The organism is Bacillus sp. 22190, from assembly GCF_052045575.1.
Lineage (GTDB): Bacteria > Bacillota > Bacilli > Bacillales > Bacillaceae > Bacillus > Bacillus altitudinis.
Genome location: NZ_JBQEPF010000003.1, coordinates 309,927 through 331,601 on the forward strand (window position 1 = coordinate 309,927; position 21,675 = coordinate 331,601).

Genomic DNA, 21,675 nt, shown 5'->3' on the forward strand with positions numbered 1-21,675 from the left:
TACATTTCTCATATAACATATTTCTTTCACAAAATAGATAGAAAATGACATATTAGAGCTTGCATTTTTTCACCATGATGATAAATTAAGATTAAGTTGAAAATACTTCATCAAAAATAAATATTTAAGTAGGTGAAATAATGGTTGAAGCTTTTTTAAAAAGAGGAAAGCTTGTTTTTATTTTATTTTTTATCGTTCTCATTGCTGGAGGTTATTTGTTTACACAGCTTCCTAAACGAGAACTGCCAGAGTTTCAAGCGAATATTGTAACCATTTCGACTGTTTTCCCTGGTGCAGATGCAAAACAGGTAGAAAGTGATGTCACCAATAAGCTTGAGTCGGCCATTTCTGATATCAATGGTGTAGAGAAGACAAGCTCTGTTTCTGCTATTGGTTTCTCAAATATTGTGCTTGAAATTGATGATCAAGCCGATTTTCAAAAGGTGGCAAGTCAAATCAAGAGTGAAACCACAAATGCCGCCTCTTCTTTTCCAGATGGTGTGATGGAGCCAGATGTAAAGGATGAGTTTGGCAACGTGCCAGTTGGTTCTTATATGATTGTAGCAAGTAACTCATCTGATTTAGCAAAAAGTCAGGAATCGCTGCGTGCGTTAAAAGAAAAAGTGGAGGACATCAAAGGTGTTGATGGAGTCGTCATCAAAGGGTTCAATGACAAACAAGCAATATTGAACTTGGATTCAAGTAAACTGGAGGATAACGGGTTAAACGTGACTGATGTCACAAATGCCATCAATCAAGAATTTGACACATCCCCTCTAGGTGACGTCCAGGCAGCTGGAGAAAAGGTCAAGCTGTCCATTGATGCCTATGATCGTTTAGATCAAATCAAAAAGATTGAGATCTTCTCAAAAATGAGCCGAGAGCCTGTTACAATCGGTCAGCTTGGTCGTTTAAAAGAAGTAGAAAAAGAGAAAAGTGATATCGTTTCATATAACGGAAAGCCAGCCTATTCATTTACAGTCAATATCAAGCCAGGACTGGATATTCCTAAAATGTATGACAAAGTCAGTGCGGTCATTGAAAAAGAGAAAGAGCTGCCAAATGGTGTGGATTGGATAGACTACTATTCACAAAAAAGTGAAGTAGATGCCATTTTTAACGATTTAATCAAAGAAGCGATCGTGGCCGTCATCGCCGTCATTGTCGTCACCACACTTGGTCTAACCATTGGTGGTGCGTTTATCGTTTCACTTGCGATTCCGCTATCCATAACGATCGGAACCATCCCGCTGCCGTTTTTACAAGTGGACCTTAATCAAATTTCAATTATTGGCTTTATCATTGCGCTAGGGATACTTGTAGATGACGCCATTGTCGTCAACGATAATATTTTAAGGCAGATGAAAAAATACGAAAGTCCGCTTAAAGGAACAATTGCAGGTGTAAAAGAAGTGGCTGGATCCATTTTAACGTCAACACTGGCAGTTGTCTTTGCCTTCTTGCCGCTTGTTTTCCTTTCTGGTGCGAACGGTTCATTTATTCGAGCGTTACCGTCTGTTCTAGTCACAACTGTACTTGCGTCAATGGTTATTTCATTGACACTTGTGCCAGTGTATCAATATACAGCAAACCGAAAAAGAAAGAACAAGAAGATTCAAAAGGAACCGGGCTTTTTAGGCAAACCATTAAAAAGATTAGCTGATTTTTATGCAGATCGAGTACTGACAAACATCGTGAAGCGGCCACTTCTCATTGGATTAAGTGGTTTGCTCGTTGCCACACTTGCCTTTTTGCTTATTTTCGCCACACCATTTGAGTTTTTCCCTGCGGCGAATAAGAAAGAAGTTGTTGTCACTGTGACACTTCCAAGTGAAACAACCTTAGATAAAACAAATGACACATTAGAGAAAATAGAACAAGAGATCAAACAGCAAAAAGGCATTGAAGAGACGGCCATTTTTGCAGGCGGCGGTGTGCCGAACTTGTTTAATGAAAGCATTTCAAACGCAAGTGATCATACTGGTCAGATTGTTGTCAGAGTAGACAATAATCAGATGACAAGCAAAGCATTGATCGATCGTATGACAGAGCCATTGCGAAAGAAATATAAAGATGCTGATATCTTTATGAAAACCATTGTTCAAGGTCCGCCAACTGGAGCGCCTGTGACCGTAACCATTGCAGGAGAACAATTTTCAAAGCTCGTAGATGTGAAAGAGAAGCTCACAAAAGAAATGAAAGAAAGCGGAGCAAGTCTGATCACAGACGATGTCAATCAACCGGTGAAAACCATCTCATTTGAATTAAATCGTGACCGAATGGCAGAGGATGGGCTCACTGCTCAGTTTGTCAGCAGACAGCTTGGCCTTGTCACAGAAGGAATTCCATTAGGCACTTTTAAACAAGGAACAGATGACATCGACCTCGTAGTGAAACAGGACATGGGGACACATCAAAACGGACTGAAGCTAAAAGACATCAAGGTGCCTGTGAGTGCAAATGAGGGTGGCATGCCTCAACTTGAGCCGCTTAGCCGATACGTAAAAGAAAAAGAAACAGAGCAATTTGAAAGCATTCCGCATGAAAACGGGATGCCGACGATCACGTTAAAGGCATATCCTGGTACATCAGATACGTTTAAAGAGGATATGACAGAAGTCGTAAATGAAGTTGGGAAAAGCGATGCAGCGAAGAATTTGACCATTTCTCAGGGCGGAGAAAATGAAGATCAAACCCAATTCTTTATTGAAATTAGTCTCTTATTTGGGGTAGTTTTGCTGCTCATTTATGTGACCATCGCTTTCCAGTTCAATTCACTCATGCTTCCGCTTTTAGTTCTTGGAACGGTTTACTTAGCGATATCCGGCGCCATTATTGGACTATTTGTCACTCAAACGCCGTTTAGCTTTATGGCCACAATGGGGATTGTATCATTGGCAGGTATTGTTGTCCGAAATGCGGTCGTTTTGTTTGAATTTATTGAACAGCGGCGCAAGCAAGGTCTCGATCAACAGGCAGCTGTGATTGAAGCGGGGAGAGCAAGGATTAGACCTATTTTGCTGACAGCATTTACAGCACTTGTCGCTCTTATGCCCGTTGCTTTAAGTAATGACCCACTCTTTAAGCCGCTAGCGATCTGCATCGTATCAGGTGTCTTTTTCTCAACGATTCTGACACTACTGATTGTGCCGGCTTTATATGTGGCCGTTTCAAAAAAACGCTGACAACTTAAAAGCAAATCTCCGAATAAAAGGAGATTTGCTTTTTTTTTTAGAAAAATATCTAAAAAAATATGTGGAGTGTTCATTTGTCTTCTCCTGAAAGACATCGGTATTTACGTCTAAAATAAGACATGATAAGATCGGATTGGGAGAAGTTTTTTAACAAAGGGGTTGTACGTCATGTGTGGAACGATGAAAGCGATTGTTAAAAAAGAAAGCGCTTACGGAGCGACGATGATGCAAATGCCAATTCCAGAAATAAGGGATCATGAAGTGCTTATCCAAGTAAAGGCTACATCGATATGCGGAACGGATGTGCATATTTATAATTGGGATGATTGGGCGAAGGGGAGAGTCAAAGCACCGTACATTTTTGGTCATGAATTCACAGGGGAAGTTGTCAAAACGGGGAACCAAGTCTCACGAGCAAAAGTAGGGGATTTTGTATCGGCTGAGACGCATATTGTCTGTAATCAGTGTTATATGTGTTTAACGGGTCAGCAGCATTTGTGCAGCGAAACGAAAATTTTAGGGGTCGACATTGATGGCTGTTTTGCTGAATATGTCAAAGTACCAGAACAAAATGTGTGGCATAATCCAGCTCAAATGCCAGTGGAACTTGCATCTATTCAAGAACCGCTTGGAAATGCTGTTCATACAGTTCTGCATACACCTGTTTCAGGAAAGTCAGTGGCGGTTTTTGGCTGTGGGCCCATTGGTTTAATGGCGATTGCGGTTGCAAAAGCCTCCGGGGCTGTCCAAGTGTTCGCTGTTGATAAAAATGAATACAGACTGGATCTTGCCCGTAAAATGGGTGCAGATCATATCGTGGATATCGGAAAAGATGATCCTGTTGCCATGATCAAGCAGCTCACGCGGATGGAAGGGGCAGACGTGATGTGTGAGATGTCAGGACATCCCGTTGCGATTAATCAAGCACTCGAAGCTTGTGCAAATGGAGGGAAAGTGAATATACTAAGTTTGCCAGAGCGGCCGGTAACCATTGACATTACGAATCAAATTGTTTTTAGGGGATTAACCGTGCAAGGGATCACGGGGAGAAAAATGTTTGAGACGTGGCGTCAAGTATCTGAACTTTTAAGAACGAATACCATTGATGTAAAGCCGGTTATCACCCATACGCTGCCATTTGAAGATTTTGAAAAGGGATTTGAACTCATGAGAAATGGTACGTGCGGGAAGGTCGTACTGATCATGCCATCATATCAAAGGGGGACGAAATGATGAAAGAATTTACGTATTTACAAGATGAATTGGACACAATGAAGCAGCAAGGCACCCATCAAACACTGAAAGAAATCGATTCCAAACAATCTTCCACGGTGACATTAAATGAACAATCCGTCATACAACTCTCTTCAAATAACTACTTAGGTCTCACCTCACATCCAAGGCTGATGAAAGCGGCAAAAGAGGCGATTGATGAATTCGGTGCTGGAACAGGATCTGTACGAACCATTGCTGGAACGATGACAATGCATGAACGGCTTGAAAAAAAGCTCGCTGCTTTTAAAAAGACAGAGGCAGCCCTTGTATTCCAATCAGGCTTTACGACCAACCAAGGGGTCTTATCCAGTATTCTCACAAAAGATGATATTGTCATTTCAGATGAGCTGAACCATGCCTCAATCATCGATGGGATTCGCTTAACAAAGGCAGATAAAAAAGTATATGCTCATTCTAATATGGAAGAGCTTGAGAAAATTTTAAAGAAATCGATGAATTACCGCGTCCGTCTTATCGTGACAGATGGTGTGTTCTCAATGGATGGAGATATTGCACCGCTTCCTGAGATTGTAAGACTTGCAGAAGCATATGATGCCTTTGTGATGGTAGACGATGCCCATGCGTCTGGAGTACTTGGTGAAAATGGCCGCGGAACAGTGAATCATTTTCAACTTGACGGCAGAGTGCATATTCAGGTTGGCACACTTAGTAAGGCAGTTGGTGTGCTAGGCGGTTACGTCGCTGGTTCTGCGGTTTTAATCGACTATTTAAAGCATAAAGCAAGACCGTTTTTATTCAGCACCTCACATCCGCCGGCTGTCACAAGAGCCTGTGAAGAAGCCATTGAAGTGCTGTTAGACGAACCGGAACGCATTGAAACACTTTGGGAGAACGCGGCCTATTTTAAAGAAAAAGTCATCGATCTTGGATTTGAGGTGGCACCAACAGAAACGCCTATTATTCCAATGATGATTGGAGACGAGGCACTCACTTTCCGGTTTTCAAAAGCATTAATCGAGCGCGGCGTTTTCGCTCAAGGCATTGCTTTTCCAACTGTAGCGAAAGGAAAAGCGAGAATTAGAGCCATCATCACAGCAGAGCACACAAAAGAAGAGCTTGACCGTGCACTGACAATCATCGAAGAAGAAGCAAAAAAACTGAATATACTTGATTGAGAGAGCTGAGGCTCTCTTTTCTTTTGATCAAGAGTATTGATGACTGTCCAGATGATAGACATTTTTCATAGAAAAAACACATATGAATTTATTTTCATTTCACGACAAAATAGTCTATACTGTAGGGTGGAGCTTGGTTTGAAAGGAGTACAAATTCATGAATGAAGAGCAGAGAAAAGCGAGCGGACAAGTAAGTTCATCGGACAAAAAATCCGAGAAGGACTACAGCCAGTATTTTGAAGCTGTGTACATTCCGCCTTCCTTAAAAGATGCAAAAAAACGGGGTAAAGAAGAAGTCGAATACAATCAATTTCAAATTGACGAGCGTTTTCAAGGGTTAGGAAACGGCCGCAAGTTTTATATTCGCACATATGGCTGTCAAATGAATGAGCATGACACAGAAGTGATGGCTGGTATTTTTATGGCGCTTGGTTATGAACCAACAAATTCGACTGAAGATGCGAATGTCATCTTATTAAACACTTGTGCCATTCGTGAGAATGCAGAAAACAAAGTGTTTGGAGAGCTTGGTCATTTAAAAGCATTAAAGCGTGAAAAGCCAGATTTAATCTTAGGCGTCTGCGGATGCATGTCGCAAGAAGAATCGGTCGTTAACCGTATTTTAAAGAAACACCCATTTGTTGACTTGATTTTCGGTACCCACAACATTCACCGCCTGCCAGAGCTATTATCTGAATGCTACCTTTCAAAAGAAATGGTCATTGAGGTTTGGTCTAAAGAAGGCGATGTGATTGAAAATCTTCCGAGAGCCCGCCAAGGAAAAATTAAGGGCTGGGTGAATATTATGTACGGCTGTGATAAATTCTGTACATACTGTATCGTCCCTTACACGCGCGGTAAGGAAAGAAGCCGCCGTCCGGATGAAATTATTCAAGAGGTCAGACGCTTAGCAGCAGAAGGATATAAAGAAATTACCCTTCTTGGTCAAAACGTGAATGCGTATGGAAAAGATTTTGAAGACATGGAATATGGTCTTGGTCACCTAATGGATGAGCTGCGTAAAATCGATATTCCACGTATCCGTTTTACAACAAGCCACCCGCGTGACTTTGATGATCACTTAATTGAAGTGCTTGCCAAAGGCGGAAACCTTCTCGATCATATTCATTTGCCGGTTCAATCAGGAAGTTCTTCTGTGCTGAAACTCATGGCAAGAAAATACGACCGTGAACGTTACCTTGACCTAGTGCGCAAAATCAAAGAGGCAATGCCAAATGCTTCATTAACAACGGACATTATCGTTGGGTTCCCAAATGAAACAGATGAGCAGTTTGAAGAGACGCTTTCCCTCTATCGTGAGGTTGAGTTTGATGCGGCTTATACGTTCATTTACTCTCCAAGAGAAGGAACACCAGCAGCCAATATGAAAGACAACGTGCCAATGCGTGTAAAAAAAGAACGTCTGCAGCGCCTGAATGCACTCGTAAATGAAATTTCTGCGAAAAAAATGAAGGAATATGAAGGGCAGACTGTCGAAGTATTAGTAGAGGGTGAAAGTAAAAACAACCCTGAGATCCTAGCCGGATATACAAGTAAAAGCAAGCTTGTGAATTTTAAAGCACCAAAAGAAGCGATTGGCAACATCGTCAAAGTGAAAATCACACAAGCCAAAACTTGGTCTCTTGACGGAGAAATGGTTGGAGAAGCTATCGAGGTGAATTAAAATGACGCTTTATTCAAAGAAAGAGATTGTCGAGCGCGCAAGAGAGCTCGCGAAAATGATTTCTGAAACAGAAGAAGTTGATTTCTTCAAAAAAGCAGAAGCGCAAATCAATGAAAATACAAAAATTGCAGCGATCATTAATCAAATTAAGGCGCTTCAAAAGCAAGCTGTGAATTTAAAGCATTATGGCAAACATGAAGCCTTAAAACAAGTGGAAGAAAAAATTGATGCCCTGCAAGAAGAACTGGATGAGATCCCAGTGATTCAAGAATTCAAAGAATCACAAACAGAGGTTAATTCCCTGCTTCAGCTTGTAGCGCACACGATTTCTAATCAAGTAACGGATGAAATCATTCTTTCAACCGGCGGTGACCTCTTATTAGGAGAAACCGGTTCAAAAGTGAAAAACTCATCCCCAAGTTGCTCCATTAAATGAGAAAACCCCGCAGATGCGGGGTTTTTATATTATATAGAATATATGTAATTTGTATTTTGCTACTGCACCAACAACAAAATGTTGATGCAGTAGCCTCTGTATACCATAAAAATGTCTTAAACTAAAAATGAATTGATTTTACAGATTAGAAGATTTAAATTGAAACTCAATGCTTAATCCAAAAATATTTATTATAATATGAAACTCTTTCACAAAAATCCCTCCCTATATAAAGAAGGGCTACTAACTTTATTACATCAAACTACACCATTTCAGTCAACCCCAATCTCTCATTCTCCAACTTTTCCAATTTTCAAGGCAAGTTTATGGGCGACCATGCATACACTGAAACAGAAATGAATTTAATTGAACATGAGACTCAAAATCGTGACACACTAGACGAATGCCCAGCATAAGATAAAACGATCAAGAACAAGGAGGCATGCCGGAATGTCTGAATACAGAGAAATTATTACAAAAGCGGTGGTCGCAAAAGGGAGGAAATTTACCCAAAGCACACACACCATTTCTCCATCGCAAAAACCAACCAGCATCCTAGGCGGTTGGATCATTAATCATAAGTACGATGCTGAAAAAGTCGGTAAAACAGTTGAGATTGAAGGTACATTTGATATTAACGTGTGGTATTCTTACGCAGACAACACGAAAACCGAAGTGGTCACAGAACGTGTAAAATATGTAGATATCATCAAACTGAGATATAAAGATAAAAACTTCCTTGATGATGAGCACGAAGTGATTGCGAAAGTCTTACAGCAGCCCAATTGCTTAGAAGTCACCATTTCTCCAAATGGCAATAAAATTGTCGTTCAAGCAGAGCGTGAATTCATTGCTGAAGTAGTAGGGGAAACCAAAATTGTTGTAGAAGTCAATTCAAGCTGGAAAGAAAAAGATGATCACGAATGGGAAGAAGAAGTGGATGAGGAATTAGAAGATATTCATCCAGAATTCCTCGCGGGTGATCCAGAAGAGTAATTGATGACTAGGGCGCATATCCCCCTAGTTTTTTTGTGCCTTGATCTAAGGAAAAAAGGTGAATTTTTATGCTATAATGAAAGATGGTATGAATTCGAAAGTAATATAGTGAGGGATTAGAAATATGGCAAGTTATACGCCCATGATACAGCAATATTTAAAGATCAAGGCAGATTACCAAGATGCCTTTTTATTTTTTCGCTTAGGCGATTTTTATGAAATGTTTTTTGATGATGCAAAAGAAGCAGCACAAGAATTAGAAATTACGTTAACGAGCAGGGATGGCGGCACGATTCCAATGTGTGGTGTTCCATATCATTCTGCGTCTGCATACATAGAACAACTGATTGAAAAAGGCTATAAAGTCGCCATTTGTGAGCAGGTGGAAGACCCTAAAACGGCAAAAGGTGTGGTCAAAAGAGAGGTCGTTCAACTGATTACACCAGGTACGGTCATGGATGGCAAAGGACTGAATGAAAACGAAAATAACTTTATCGCGTCTGTTTCCAGCTTTCAAAATGGCTACGGTCTTGCGCTTTCCGATTTATCAACAGGTGAAAACATGGCGGCTTTCATTGAACGGTTAGATGAAGTTGTGTCTGAAATTTATTCTGTCGGTGCAAAAGAGATTGTGGTATCAAAGCAGCTCGATGAAGAAACGGTGAAAACCCTGAAGGAACGCTGCCAAGCGACCATCTCATACGAAGATCGCGCTGAATTAATAGATGAAGCTGAACGACTCGTTGCTCATCTTGACGAACATCTGAAAAGAGCATTTTTAACACTCTATGCATACTTAAGAAGAACGCAAAAAAGGAGTCTTGATCATCTTCAGCAAGTTCAAGTGTTTCAGCTTGAACAAACGATGAAAATTGATCTTTACTCAAAAAGAAACCTTGAATTAACAGAAACCATCCGTTCAAAAAGCAAGAAGGGTTCTTTATTATGGCTCTTAGATGAAACAAAAACGGCAATGGGCGGAAGATTGCTGAAGCAATGGATCGATCGTCCGCTCATCCGCCTTTCACAAATCAAAGAACGCCAGGAAATGGTGCAAATTTTGATGGAACATTTCTTTGAGCGAGAGGATCTGCGAGAACGTTTAAAGCAAGTGTATGATCTTGAACGTCTAGCGGGCCGTGTGGCATTTGGAAATGTGAATGCCCGTGATCTCATTCAATTGAAAGAATCTCTCAAGCAAGTGCCGGCTATTAAAGAGCTTGTCCATTCTCTCCCGGAGGAAATGGCAAAATCTAGAGCAAATGACATTGACCCATGCGGTGATTTACTTAATTTATTAGAAGATGCTCTTTATGAGAATCCGCCGATGACGTTAAAAGAAGGCAATTTGATTAAAGATGGCTACAATGCAAAATTAGATGAATATCGTGATGCGAGCCGAAACGGGAAAGATTGGATCGCTCGTCTTGAACAGCAAGAAAGAGAATATACAGGCATTCGATCGTTGAAAGTCGGCTTTAATAAAGTGTTTGGCTACTATATCGAAGTGACCCGTGCAAATACGCATTTATTAGAAGAAGGCCGTTATGAAAGAAAACAAACCCTTGCCAATGCAGAGCGGTATATTACACCTGAATTGAAAGAAAAAGAAGCCCTTATTCTTGAGGCGGAATCAAATATTAGTGAATTGGAATATGAACTATTTTCTGCGCTTCGGGAACAAGTAAAAGCCTATATTCCTAGATTACAGTTGCTTGCAAAACAAATGAGTGAGCTTGATGCGCTGCAATGCTTTGCCACTGTGAGTGAAAAACGGCGTTATGTTCGCCCTGAATTTTCATCAGATGAAGTGGAAGTCATTGATGGTCGTCATCCTGTTGTTGAAAAAGTGATGGATCATCAAGAGTATGTGCCGAATGACTGCCAAATGGGCAAAGGGAGACAAACCTTGCTCATTACTGGTCCGAATATGTCAGGGAAAAGCACATATATGAGACAAATGGCATTGATATCGATTCTTGCGCAAATTGGCTGTTTTGTGCCAGCATCAAAGGCAACCCTTCCGATTTTTGATCAAATCTTTACACGTATTGGGGCGGCAGATGATTTGATTTCTGGTCAAAGTACTTTTATGGTAGAGATGCTCGAAGCAAAAAATGCGATGGTACATGCGACAAAGAACAGCTTGATTTTATTTGATGAAATTGGACGCGGGACAAGCACTTATGATGGAATGGCTCTTGCACAGGCAATCATTGAATTTGTGCATGATCATATTGGTGCCAAAACCCTTTTCTCCACTCATTATCATGAACTGACGGTACTGGAATCCCAATTAAGCGAACTGAAAAATGTCCACGTGCGAGCTGAAGAGCATGAAGGAACAGTTGTTTTCTTACATCAAATCAAAGAAGGTGCAGCGGATAAAAGCTACGGCATCCATGTAGCGCAGCTTGCTGAACTGCCTGATGCGATCATTGATCGAGCCCAGACCATCTTAACGGAGCTTGAGAGCGGATCACATGAAGTGATTCCGCGCGTCTCTAAAGCCCCGAAAAAAGAAATGGCTGAGGAAAAACAGCAGCTTTCTTTCTTTGAAGTGGAAGAAAAACCGCAAACAAAACCTGTGCTGAAAAACAAAGATCAAGCAGTGATCGAAGAATTGAAGTCATTTAATTTAATGGATATGACACCGCTTGAAGCGATGACAAAGCTATATGAATTGCAAAAGAAATTATAATGTAAGGTGAGGTGAGCAAGAAATGGCAAAGATTATTCAGTTATCCGATGACCTATCAAATAAAATTGCAGCTGGTGAAGTGGTCGAACGCCCGGCTTCTGTTGTGAAGGAGCTCGTGGAAAATGCGATCGATGCTAGTAGTACTGTCATTGAAATCGATGTAGAAGAAGCAGGACTTTCTTCTATTAGAATTATTGATAATGGGGTGGGAATCGATGCTGAAGATTGTAAGCTCGCCTTTCAGCGTCATGCGACGAGTAAAATCAAAGATGAAAATGATCTGTTTCGTGTCAGGACGCTCGGTTTCAGGGGGGAGGCGCTGCCAAGTATTGCCTCTGTCTCTCACTTAGAAATGAAGACAAGTACCGGTGAAGGTGCTGGAACACACTTAGCTCTCCAAGGCGGGAAAATCATTTCGGAGAAAAAAACCTCTGGCCGTCGCGGCACCGAAATTGTGGTCACCAATTTATTTTATAATACGCCAGCCCGTCTAAAATACATGAAAACTGTTCATACGGAGCTTGGCAACATTTCTGATGTTGTGAACCGAATTGCACTTGCTCATCCAGAAGTGTCGATTCGTTTGCGACATCAAGGAAAAGTGCTGCTTCAAACAAATGGAAACGGAGATGTGCGGCATGTGCTTGCGGCCATTTATGGAACGGCAGTGGCCAAAAAAATGCTGCCACTACATTTACAATCACTTGATTTTGAAGTAAAAGGCTATATTTCCTTACCAGAAGTGACAAGGGCATCACGTAATTATATGTCTTCTGTTGTCAATGGCAGATACGTCAAGCATTTCCCGCTGGTAAAAGCCATTCATGAAGGATACCATACACTGCTTCCGATCGGACGCCATCCGATTACATTTATTGAGATGAAGATGGACCCCATTTTAGTCGATGTGAACGTACATCCTTCTAAACTTGAAGTCAGACTAAGTAAAGAGCAGGAACTTCATGAATTGATCAAACAAGGGATTAAGGACGTCTTTCAAAAGCAGCAGCTTATTCCAAGTGCTTCAGTGCCAAAAAAAGCACCAATGCCAGCAGTGAAAAATGAGCAGCAATCTTTATCTTTTGATTCTAAACAAACAATGAAAAGCCGAATGGAAACACCTGTTTCCTATGAGCTGGACTCGCTTGAATCGGCTGTATACGAGACCAGTCAGAACGACACATACGGGATGCGTGAACCGGAAAGTACGGAAGCGACTTTACCAGCATCGTCTGAAGAAAAGTTTGACCATGTATATGTAGAGGAATCTGCAGCTTCGCATGAACAACATGATGAAGTGATACTGGAAGACAGTGCAGCCCAGCATCAGGCTGAAAGTGAACGTGTCCCTGTGATGTATCCGATTGGACAAATGCACGGAACGTATATTTTGGCTCAAAATGAACGCGGTCTTTACATCATCGATCAGCACGCTGCCCAAGAGCGAATCAAGTATGAGTACTTTCGTGAAAAGGTAGGAGACATTGAACAGGAAGTGCAAGAAATGCTTGTTCCATTAACCTTTCACTACTCAAAAAACGATATGTTGATTATTGAAGAGCATATCGATATTTTAGCAAAAGTAGGGGTCTTCTTAGAGCCATTCGGATCAGGCAGCTATATCGTTCGATCGCATCCGCAGTGGTTTCCTAAAGGAGAAGAGGCTGAACTCATCGAAGAAATCATTCAGCAAGTACTTGATGAAAAGCGTGTGGATATCAAGAAACTGAGAGAAGAAGCGGCGATCATGATGAGCTGTAAAGGCTCGATTAAAGCAAATCGTCATTTGCGTCACGATGAAATCAAAGCCTTATTAGATGAACTCCGCCAAACACAAGACCCATTTACATGTCCGCATGGCCGGCCGATTATGATTCATCATTCCACTTATGAAATGGAAAAGATGTTTAAACGGGTGATGTAGCAGGATTTTAGCTGGTGGGTGAATCGGTTTGCCCACCAATTAATTTTTCAATCCGATAGTCTGTTTCGTGTTGTTGTGATGTGAAGATAAACATCCGCTGTCATGTTGTAAGGATAACCCCTTTCCTCAAATGGATAGGGGTTTTTGTTATTTGGTTATACGATTAGGTGAAGCGTGATATGATTGTAAAAAGGAGGGAATATGATGACATTCAAAAAAGCGTTCAATATAGGTTACTTTGTTTTGCTTTTATCTTTTTTTGTCGTATATTTTTTGCTTCCAGTCGATCAACTATTTACCGCAATGATGATCCTAACCTTACTATTTGGCGTATATCAATTTGTGATTTTTAAAAAACTAAAAGAGCAAAAATAACAATAAAAAACGCCATATATGGGTTTGCCAACTAAATGATGACAGTCCATCATGAGATATGGTGTAACAATTATATAAAGTGCAGTAAGCACAGCGGCAATAGTTGTGATAAATGAGAAAAAGCGCTCTAAGAGCGCTTTTTTGTTTAGCATCCGCAAGGATTTGGCGGTGTGACGACAACTGGCCGTTTATTAATATCAATCGTATCCTCTGCATAAAATGTGGAACCGATGCTGATCGCACGATTTTCTGCGCGGAACGTATATGTACCTGCAGCAGGAAGTACTTTATGAGAAAGTTGTAATGTATATTGGGAACTTCCGAATAAATCGAAACGAGCTGGAATGCGAACAGTTTTTCCATTGTTCAAAATGTAACTGTCTTTTAAAGCTTTTCCGTTGATAATATCCTTTGTTGTGGCTTGAAAACCTGCTGGTAAAGTAAATTCAACTGCACCAATACTTAGAACAGAATTTGGACGGTAAGTCAGGTCAATGTCAGAAAAAGACCATTCCTGTTTACTTGCTCCTGTGATTTTTGCATAAAGTGCAGCTGGCCTTGCATTCGTTGAAGCTTTGCTTTCCTCTGTTTTAGCCCCTTCAGCTGATGCGGCTAGCGGTACTGAGAGTGCCATGACCAATGTCAGCATCCCCATCATAATGATTGTCCATGTTTTCTTCATTTCTTCCTTCCCCCTTGGTTGATTATAGGTAAATAATAGATGATTACATCCATTATTTACCTATAAGGTTACCATATTCCTATATGTCATTAAATGGTATTTTATACCCTTATTTTTCTTGTTTTTTAGTAATAACGGGGTAGGAATGCATTTGGTTGGTTCATTCCGTAAGCATTTCCTGTCATATGATGATTTGCCGGCATCATCATCTGCATATCATGATAGCCATATGGCTGGTAGGGAGCCATACCATAATTGCCGTAGTGACCGAAGTGATGGTGATCGTTCATCTGTACATTTGAATAGGGTTCATACTGCTTCATAAAAGGGGAATAGGCTGAATGATGATGCGGATGGTGTCCGCTATAAGCATCTTTTTTACCGGTATGATAATGATTTGGCATATTCATAGGGTCATGCATGTTTGGTGCGATCATATGCTCATGATTGGCTGTATACACATTTTCAAACGTGTGATAGGGATTTCCTTGATGGTAATGGTTGGTTTGGTTATTCATATTGTTCATTTTGTATCTCATCCTTTTTTTCAGGTTGCCATATCTTATGAACTGCACCTGTTTCATGAGCCTATCCATATGAAAGAAAAGAACAACATGCAACAAAAAAACCGGCTTTTCAGCCGGGAAAACAAAAGCAGGTGCAGCGTCAAGCACTAAAATGAGAAGCTATGTCTTTTTCTGCGACGCTTCTTACATCTGCTACAGACACTTTTAGGAAAATAATGGGGATCGTAGCTTCTTGACGTATCCCAAAAATCGCTCTCAAACCAATCATCTTTTTTATGATAATACTTCTTTTTTTCACACGGCTCAATATGGTGATGATCGTCATGCTTTTTACAGCATTTTGAGTGGGAATGTTTGCTCTTGCATTTGCACATTGTCATCCCTCCTAAATGTGACTCAATGCTAGTATATGCAAGAAAGGTGTACGAGGACTGGATGGTGGCGCTCCTTTTGTAAAAAAAGGCTAATTCTTTAAAAACTCAAATAAAAAGAATTGACTAGTGCTAAATTAACATGATAAAATATAAATTTTTATCCTCTGATGAAATGTGTTATAATGATATTGTGAATACTTTCGGAGGTGGCGGATTTGTTTCAAATAGGTGATAAAATTGTTTATCCAATGCATGGAGCCGGTGTGATTGAAGGAATGGAAGAAAAAGAGATTTTAGGTAAGACGCAGGAATATTTTCTGATTCAAATGCCGAATATGCAGATGATGGTCCCAAAAGGCAGAATCAATCAACTAGGTATACGTCCGGTAGCTGATCAAGCTACGCTGAAAGTTGTGATGAACAATTTTGCAGAAGAAACAAACGACGACACGCTTACTTGGAAGCAAAGATATGATGAAAATCTGAAAAAGCTAAAAACAGGTTCGATTGAAGATGGCGCAGACGTTGTCAAAGATCTGATGAGACGTAATCAGAAAAAAGCCTTAAATTCTAGTGAAAAGAAGATGCTTGAAGATGCACGGGGCATGTTAGTGAGCGAAATTTCACTTGCACAAGGCATGTCGCAAGATGAAGTGCTGACAGCATTAGAGAATGAATTAAGAGTTTAATGCTGGATATACAGAGACTGGCTGTAAACAGAAGGAGATATTCCTTTTGTTTACAGCTTTTTTATTTGAAAAAAAGATGAAAATTCCCAATTTTGTAGGTGTTTTTGACTAAAACTAAAATGAGGTCATAGGATTTAGTTTTTACTTGCACATGAACCGTTTGAAAGAAGCCGAAAATACCTAGGGCAACATAAAAAAACAGGTAAGTTCTCCTGATTCATGAAAAGGAGCCGGACATTCTTTGAATTCTTTTAGCGATTGATAGTAAAATAATGCGATAAGATGACATCGAAGAGAATGAAAAGGAGCGGTGAAATGAAAAGACTACTCATAAGTGGATTCATCTTTCTCATCCTGTGTGCTCTTTTAATGGTGAAATGCAGCCATTCTATCCAAGAAAATAAAGAGCAAAAACAACATTATGAAGAAGTAGAAAAGTATAAGAAAGAGCGAAAAAAAGGGGATCAATATGAAAGTTTTAAACAGCTTATACGGCATGAAAGAGACGGCTATGAGATAGAGTTTCATGAAAAAGGAGGAAGTGACTTACTTGTCTTTTCTCCTCACGGCGGTGAAATTGAGCCAGGAACAAGTGAAATTGTAGAAGCATTTGAAAAGAAGTACTCTACGTATTTATTTGAAGGGACAAAACAAGACAACAATCGTGATTTGCATATCACTAGTACAAAATTCGATGAACCGATTTTGGTTCAAATGATTAAAACATATCCCTTTTCTATATCTATCCACGGCTATAAAAGTGATAGAAGACATACACTTGTGGGCGGGACAAACGAAAAAATGCAAGAAGCGGTTGTGCGAGAACTAAAAGACAGGGGCTTCTCCGCAGAGCTCGTGCAAAAAGGCGAGCGCCTCTCTGGAACGGATCCAAACAACATTAATAATCAAAATGCAAGTGGCGAAAGTGTCCAATTAGAAATTAGTACGGCGCAGAGAAAAGCCTTTTTTGACAACTTTGATACAAGAAAAGGAAAGAAAAAAGCATTTAGTCGCTATGTCAGTGGTTTAAAAGAAGTGCTTAGAGAATTCGACCCTTCTTCGTAGAAAAAAGGTTTTGATGGGCAAAAGTACTCTCTTTAAACTTGGTAAAAAAGATAGAAATGTGCAAAATCAACATAAAATATGAAATAAATGACAATTTGCCTTAAAATCATAAATTATGTAAAATAATAGTTATCAGTTTGATATGATAGAATGGGGCTGAAGTGGATGGCACACAAAATACCATCTTCCGAAGTAGGTGTAAAAATCAATCAATGGTACACACATATTTGCAAATTTGAAGTTGATCAGGCAAACGATATGAAGCGCCTTGTTGAAGAAGACATTCATGAGATGGAAGAAGATCAAGATTTATTACTCTATTATTCTCTCATGGATTTTCGCCATCAAATGATGCTTCAGCACTTAACGCCAGTCCATGCAGGGAATGAATCGCTTCAAGCGGTTTCTTTTCCAAAAGATATTGAAGAGGCAGAAGATGAGATGACGGGTTTATTGGGCTATTACTTTCATTTTTTCCATGGAATGTATGCATTTACCCAGCACCGGTATATCGAAGCCATTTCCTATTATAAGCATGCGGAACATCAGCTGATCTTAGTGACAGATGAGATCGAAAAAGCGGAATTTTATTATAAAATTGCTGAAGTATACTATCATATGAAACAAACCTATTTTTCTATGCATTATGCGAAAAAAGCGAGAGACATCTATAAGAAACATCAGCTTTATGGAAAAAGAAGCATTCAATGCGATTTTGTGATGGCAGGTAATTGGATTGATGTAAGTCAGCATCAAAAAGCGCTCCCGTATTTAGAAAAAGCTTTAAAAGTGTGTGAAGCAATGGAAAGAAAAGAATGCACATCTTATTTTAAGGCGATGGCCCTCAATAACTTAGGAACTTGTCATTATAGTATGGGAACCTATCATACAGCGACGGTCTTCTTTGAACAAGCCATTTCACTTTATCAAAAAGATCAAGCTGCAACGATGATCAAATCATTGTTTTCACTGGCTCTTACTTGTTTTAAACTCGAAGATATGGAGCGAGCGAGTGAGGCTATAAAGGAAGGCATGAATCAGGCATCTATATTGGGAGATGAAATTTATCAATTGAAATTCCAATTTTTACAGGCACTCTATATAGAAACAGACAGCTCTGAACAATTGAGATCAGCCCTTTTGGGACTACGAAACAAAAAAATGTTTGCTGATTTAGAGGAATTGGCACTTGATGCGGCTAATTATTATAAGGAACGCGACATGTACAAGGAATCTTCCACTTTTTTTGAAATTGTGATCGAAGCGCGTACGCACATTCAAAAAGGAGATGAGATGTATGAGAACGAAGCATAACATGTCAGCTGCTCAAGTAGAAGAAAGACTTCACACATAAAAACAGACAAAACAACACCCTTTACGAAAAACGTAAAGGGCTTTTTTATTTATTCTTGGATGGCTTTTTCTGCGTCGATGGCACCTGCTCCGTAAATCATTGGGTCCTCTCCAGACCACTTGCTTGTATTTTCTTTTAATAAGGCTTTGACTTCATCAGGTGTTAAATCTGGTGAATGCTCTAATAATAGTGCGCAGATACCGGCACAAATGGGTGTCGCCATCGAAGTGCCAGATAACGTCGTATAATCATCATCGACTCTACTTGATTTATCTAGTTTATCTAGGAATGATCTTGGTGATCTAAGAGAGACGATATTGACTCCTGGTGCGAGGAGGTCGGGCTTTGTTTCACCGTAGACCGTTGGACCTCTGCTCGAAAATGGTGCCACGACATCGTCACTTGATTCTGGCGTATTTCGATCATCATAGGCTCCGACCGTAATGACTTTTTGACTCACGGCAGGGCTTGCGATTGTTTGACTGTTAGGACCGGAGTTCCCAGCAGCAACGCATACAACAATCCCTTGATCCCAAGCTGCATTGACAGCGCGCACCATCGGATCGTCTTGTTCGTCATCATAACGCTGCGCATCGCCGCCTAGCGACATACTGATAATGTGAATTGGATCATCAGGATGGTCTTCGTTGAACTGTATGCACCATTCAACACCTTCTATAATAGTAGAAAGTGATCCAGCGCCTTGTTTATTTAACACTTTTACCCCAATGATATTGGCTTTTGGAGCGGGTCCTTTGTATAAGCCGTCTGAGGCAGCTCCGTCTCCAGCCACATCCCCAGCGCAATGCGTTCCATGACCGTTATCATCGTAAGGTTTCGTTTTTTGTTTGACTAAATCTACAAAGTCGCGAATTCTTCCATCTAAGTCCTCATGTGGGTATATGCCTGTGTCAACGACCGCTACCGTAATGCCTTCACCGGTTAAGGTTGTGCCATTTCGAACGACTTCATCCGCATGACTTGATTGTGTCGCCACATCCAGCAGTGCATGTACCTGTCTGTCTAAATATATTTTGCGAATATGCTCCCCATTTGCTAAGAGTTCCTCTAAAGCAGCAGGGGTAAGATCAGCTGCGCAGCAGTTAATATGTGAAAAATGTTTTTTGATGTTTGTTTTTCTGCTTTTTTTCATTAGCTGCTTTGTGCTTTGAATACCTGCTTCGACTGCATCTTCTTTAAATTCAATGATGACCCGAAGCTTCTTGCTCTTCTTTAACCTTCCTTCAAAAAAACGATGAAGAAAACAAGGCGTCCACTTAAAAGGCTTATAGAGGTGAAGGACGGTCTCTCTTAAAGGCTGATCCAATTTACTAGCATGTGTTCTGACCATTTGTACCATGGAAAATCCAAACATGTGATGCCCTCCATTCTAGCTATCCATTCTCGTACACTCTTACGTTATGAACATGACAGCATCTTTGTTCGGATTCTTGTCCCTTCTTTTGTTCATATTGGCGGCTGACTCATTCCCTTTAAAAAGAAAAGCGCTTACATTTTGTAAAATAATAGAAAAAGGTGGAAATCATATTAAAACTGCCGATGATAGGTGGGAGAGTTCTTCTTAGAGAACCAGTAAAACAGAGGATTCTGCAGAAAAAAGGGGGGTTCTAGACAGGGTCAATGCTCATACAAATGTGATTCATTCCAGATGAAAAAAATCAAATTCGCATAAAAAAAAGACGAATTAAAGAAAACAGACTGGGTAGGACTAGGTCATTTTAAACATAACTTCATTTGTTTGTCATACTATTCTAACTCTGTTTTCAATCAGGAAAGGCGTTTCTGTGTATATAAATGCAATTATCTTATTTTTGAGGAATCTCATGATCTAGAGTGTTATGATCAAATTTGAAGAGAAAATGTGGAAAAAATGAAAAGAAATGATGATTCAATATTAATCATAGAAACGGCTTAGAAATCTGTTAAAGGAGAACGGGAATGAAGAAGTTTTTTGCTTTGCTTCTCCTGCTTGTCATCGGATGGGGCGTCTATTATACCATGCAAGCACAGGAACATGATGAGCCAGTGTCATCAGGTGGAGAAGACGAAAGCGGTTCAAATGATATGTATCGCAATTTTAAAGAACTGGAAGAGAATGAATCAACAGATCATTATCAAATCACATCCAATCCAGTGCCCGGCAGCCGTCTTCTAGTGATGTCGCCTCATGGCGGGAGAATCGAAGGCGGCGTTAGTGAGATTGTCCATTTTTTTGATAACGATTTTTCTACGTACTTATTTGAAGGTTTTAGAGAAAATGCATCAGAACTTCATATTACAAGTACAAACTTCGATGAACCAATCGGAGTCGCACAGGCAAAAGCACATGATTATGTATTAGCTGTTCATGGATATAAAGGGAAGCCGGGAATTGACCACACCCTTGTTGGCGGAACAGACTATGACCGTGCTGAAAAAATTGTGAACTCATTAGAGCGCAACGGTTTTTCTGCTGAACTTGCAGTTGCACACGCAACCCTAAGCGGAACGAGCAATCATAATATTAATAATCTTACAAAAACAGGGCAAAGTGTACAGCTTGAGATTAGTAGAAGTCAACGGGAAGCGTTATTTGACAGTTTCGATTTTCGGTATCGATCGAGTACAAAAAACGAGACGTTCTACCGGTATGTCAGGGCGATTCGCACGGTGCTGGATGAAGAATATACGTAAGGATGGTGCACATCTTAAGACAGCAAGGTGAATTCTTGTTACACTATAAAAAGTGATAACAAAAGGAGAGACAGATATGGCGCGTCATCATTTTCATCTTCAGGCAAGCTGGCCTGGTCTGCGTAACGATGTGGGGACAATCGAATGTGCACAGTTAAAGACGGAGATTTCCATTCCAAAAGAAATGGATGGACCGGGTATTGGAACAAATCCAGATGAGATGCTCCTAGGTGCAGCGGCCACATGTTATATCATTACACTTGCAGCCATGATGGAGCGGAGTCAATTAGAGAAAGAGGATCTATCGATGAGCTCTGAGGCAGTTGTCGATGTGACAAACGGTGTGTTTACATATGAGAAAATCATTCACCGTCCTGTCATCATTCTCAAAGAGTCTGCTACTGCACAGGACATAGAACGAGCTCGTAAGCTTGCACATAAAGCTGAAAGCTCATGTATGATCTCTAGAGCTGTGCAAGGGAATGTCCATATTTCCTTAGAAGAAACCATCAAAGCTGGTTATTAAGATAAAAAAGTCATTTTCTCTTGATTAATGGAGAAAATGACTT

General features: G+C 40.3%; 17 protein-coding genes. 14 read left to right on the top strand and 3 right to left on the bottom strand.

What is annotated here, in order from left to right; genetic code table 11:
- The first annotated feature begins 140 nt into the window (after nucleotides 1–140).
- The 9 genes from ACTJKA_RS06265 (at nucleotide 141) to ACTJKA_RS06305 (ending at nucleotide 13,721) form a co-directional block, all read left to right on the top strand.
- Nucleotides 141–3,185, top strand: coding sequence for an efflux RND transporter permease subunit (locus ACTJKA_RS06265; protein WP_048002213.1), 3,045 nt, complete (start codon nucleotides 141–143; stop codon nucleotides 3,183–3,185).
- Nucleotides 3,186–3,362: 177 nt separating this feature from the next.
- On the top strand, nucleotides 3,363–4,427 hold the full coding sequence (gene tdh / locus ACTJKA_RS06270; RefSeq protein ID WP_212338877.1) for an L-threonine 3-dehydrogenase: 1,065 nt from the start codon (nucleotides 3,363–3,365) through the stop codon (nucleotides 4,425–4,427).
- The gene (locus tag ACTJKA_RS06275; protein WP_125588843.1) at nucleotides 4,424–5,605 is read left to right on the top strand and encodes a glycine C-acetyltransferase; all 1,182 of its coding nucleotides are present in this window, start codon (nucleotides 4,424–4,426) and stop codon (nucleotides 5,603–5,605) included. Before tdh ends, ACTJKA_RS06275 begins: the two co-directional genes overlap by 4 nt.
- A gap of 157 nt (nucleotides 5,606–5,762) precedes the next feature.
- Nucleotides 5,763–7,289 carry a tRNA (N6-isopentenyl adenosine(37)-C2)-methylthiotransferase MiaB gene (gene miaB, locus ACTJKA_RS06280; RefSeq protein ID WP_007499471.1) on the top strand — a complete coding sequence of 509 codons (1,527 nt, stop codon included), beginning with the start codon at nucleotides 5,763–5,765 and terminating at the stop codon, nucleotides 7,287–7,289.
- A gap of 1 nt (nucleotide 7,290) precedes the next feature.
- Nucleotides 7,291–7,725: a RicAFT regulatory complex protein RicA family protein gene (locus tag ACTJKA_RS06285; RefSeq protein WP_008344661.1), complete on the top strand. Its 435-nt coding sequence runs from the start codon at nucleotides 7,291–7,293 to the stop codon at nucleotides 7,723–7,725.
- A 450-nt stretch (nucleotides 7,726–8,175) separates the two neighbouring features.
- The gene (gene cotE / locus ACTJKA_RS06290) at nucleotides 8,176–8,721 is read left to right on the top strand and encodes an outer spore coat protein CotE (protein WP_007499466.1); all 546 of its coding nucleotides are present in this window, start codon (nucleotides 8,176–8,178) and stop codon (nucleotides 8,719–8,721) included.
- Between the two features lie 124 nt (nucleotides 8,722–8,845).
- Nucleotides 8,846–11,422 carry a DNA mismatch repair protein MutS gene (gene mutS / locus ACTJKA_RS06295; RefSeq protein WP_076821692.1) on the top strand — a complete coding sequence of 859 codons (2,577 nt, stop codon included), beginning with the start codon at nucleotides 8,846–8,848 and terminating at the stop codon, nucleotides 11,420–11,422.
- Between the two features lie 22 nt (nucleotides 11,423–11,444).
- The gene (mutL, locus tag ACTJKA_RS06300) at nucleotides 11,445–13,346 is read left to right on the top strand and encodes a DNA mismatch repair endonuclease MutL (RefSeq protein ID WP_336749831.1); all 1,902 of its coding nucleotides are present in this window, start codon (nucleotides 11,445–11,447) and stop codon (nucleotides 13,344–13,346) included.
- Nucleotides 13,347–13,550: 204 nt separating this feature from the next.
- Nucleotides 13,551–13,721 (top strand): hypothetical protein, encoded by a 171-nt coding sequence (locus ACTJKA_RS06305; RefSeq protein WP_017359046.1) that lies wholly within the window; start codon nucleotides 13,551–13,553, stop codon nucleotides 13,719–13,721.
- Nucleotides 13,722–13,866: 145 nt separating this feature from the next.
- Here ACTJKA_RS06305 and bslA read toward each other — a convergent pair whose 3' ends face one another.
- Both bslA and ACTJKA_RS06315 read right to left on the bottom strand, forming a co-directional pair.
- Complete coding sequence (gene bslA / locus ACTJKA_RS06310; protein WP_017367279.1) at nucleotides 13,867–14,403, bottom strand: biofilm surface layer hydrophobin BslA; 537 nt, start codon at nucleotides 14,401–14,403, stop codon at nucleotides 13,867–13,869.
- 125 nt (nucleotides 14,404–14,528) lie between these two features.
- Nucleotides 14,529–14,930, bottom strand: coding sequence for a hypothetical protein (locus ACTJKA_RS06315; protein WP_029575494.1), 402 nt, complete (start codon nucleotides 14,928–14,930; stop codon nucleotides 14,529–14,531).
- Between the two features lie 589 nt (nucleotides 14,931–15,519).
- Here ACTJKA_RS06315 and ACTJKA_RS06320 point away from each other — a divergent pair.
- From ACTJKA_RS06320 to ACTJKA_RS06330, 3 genes are all read left to right on the top strand, one after another.
- Nucleotides 15,520–15,993, top strand: coding sequence for a CarD family transcriptional regulator (locus ACTJKA_RS06320; RefSeq protein ID WP_007499456.1), 474 nt, complete (start codon nucleotides 15,520–15,522; stop codon nucleotides 15,991–15,993).
- 315 nt (nucleotides 15,994–16,308) lie between these two features.
- Nucleotides 16,309–17,058 carry a poly-gamma-glutamate hydrolase family protein gene (locus tag ACTJKA_RS06325; RefSeq protein ID WP_017367282.1) on the top strand — a complete coding sequence of 250 codons (750 nt, stop codon included), beginning with the start codon at nucleotides 16,309–16,311 and terminating at the stop codon, nucleotides 17,056–17,058.
- Between the two features lie 165 nt (nucleotides 17,059–17,223).
- Nucleotides 17,224–18,372, top strand: coding sequence for a Rap family tetratricopeptide repeat protein (locus ACTJKA_RS06330; protein ID WP_008344020.1), 1,149 nt, complete (start codon nucleotides 17,224–17,226; stop codon nucleotides 18,370–18,372).
- 89 nt (nucleotides 18,373–18,461) lie between these two features.
- Here ACTJKA_RS06330 and ACTJKA_RS06335 read toward each other — a convergent pair whose 3' ends face one another.
- On the bottom strand, nucleotides 18,462–19,787 hold the full coding sequence (locus tag ACTJKA_RS06335) for a S8 family peptidase (RefSeq protein WP_017367283.1): 1,326 nt from the start codon (nucleotides 19,785–19,787) through the stop codon (nucleotides 18,462–18,464).
- A 584-nt stretch (nucleotides 19,788–20,371) separates the two neighbouring features.
- On the opposite strand from ACTJKA_RS06335, the gene ACTJKA_RS06340 reads away from it, so the two are divergent.
- Nucleotides 20,372–21,106, top strand: a complete 735-nt coding sequence (locus tag ACTJKA_RS06340; protein ID WP_336749836.1) for a poly-gamma-glutamate hydrolase family protein — start codon at nucleotides 20,372–20,374, stop codon at nucleotides 21,104–21,106.
- A gap of 76 nt (nucleotides 21,107–21,182) precedes the next feature.
- Nucleotides 21,183–21,632 (top strand): OsmC family protein, encoded by a 450-nt coding sequence (locus ACTJKA_RS06345; protein WP_017359038.1) that lies wholly within the window; start codon nucleotides 21,183–21,185, stop codon nucleotides 21,630–21,632.
- Nucleotides 21,633–21,675: the final 43 nt, after the last annotated feature.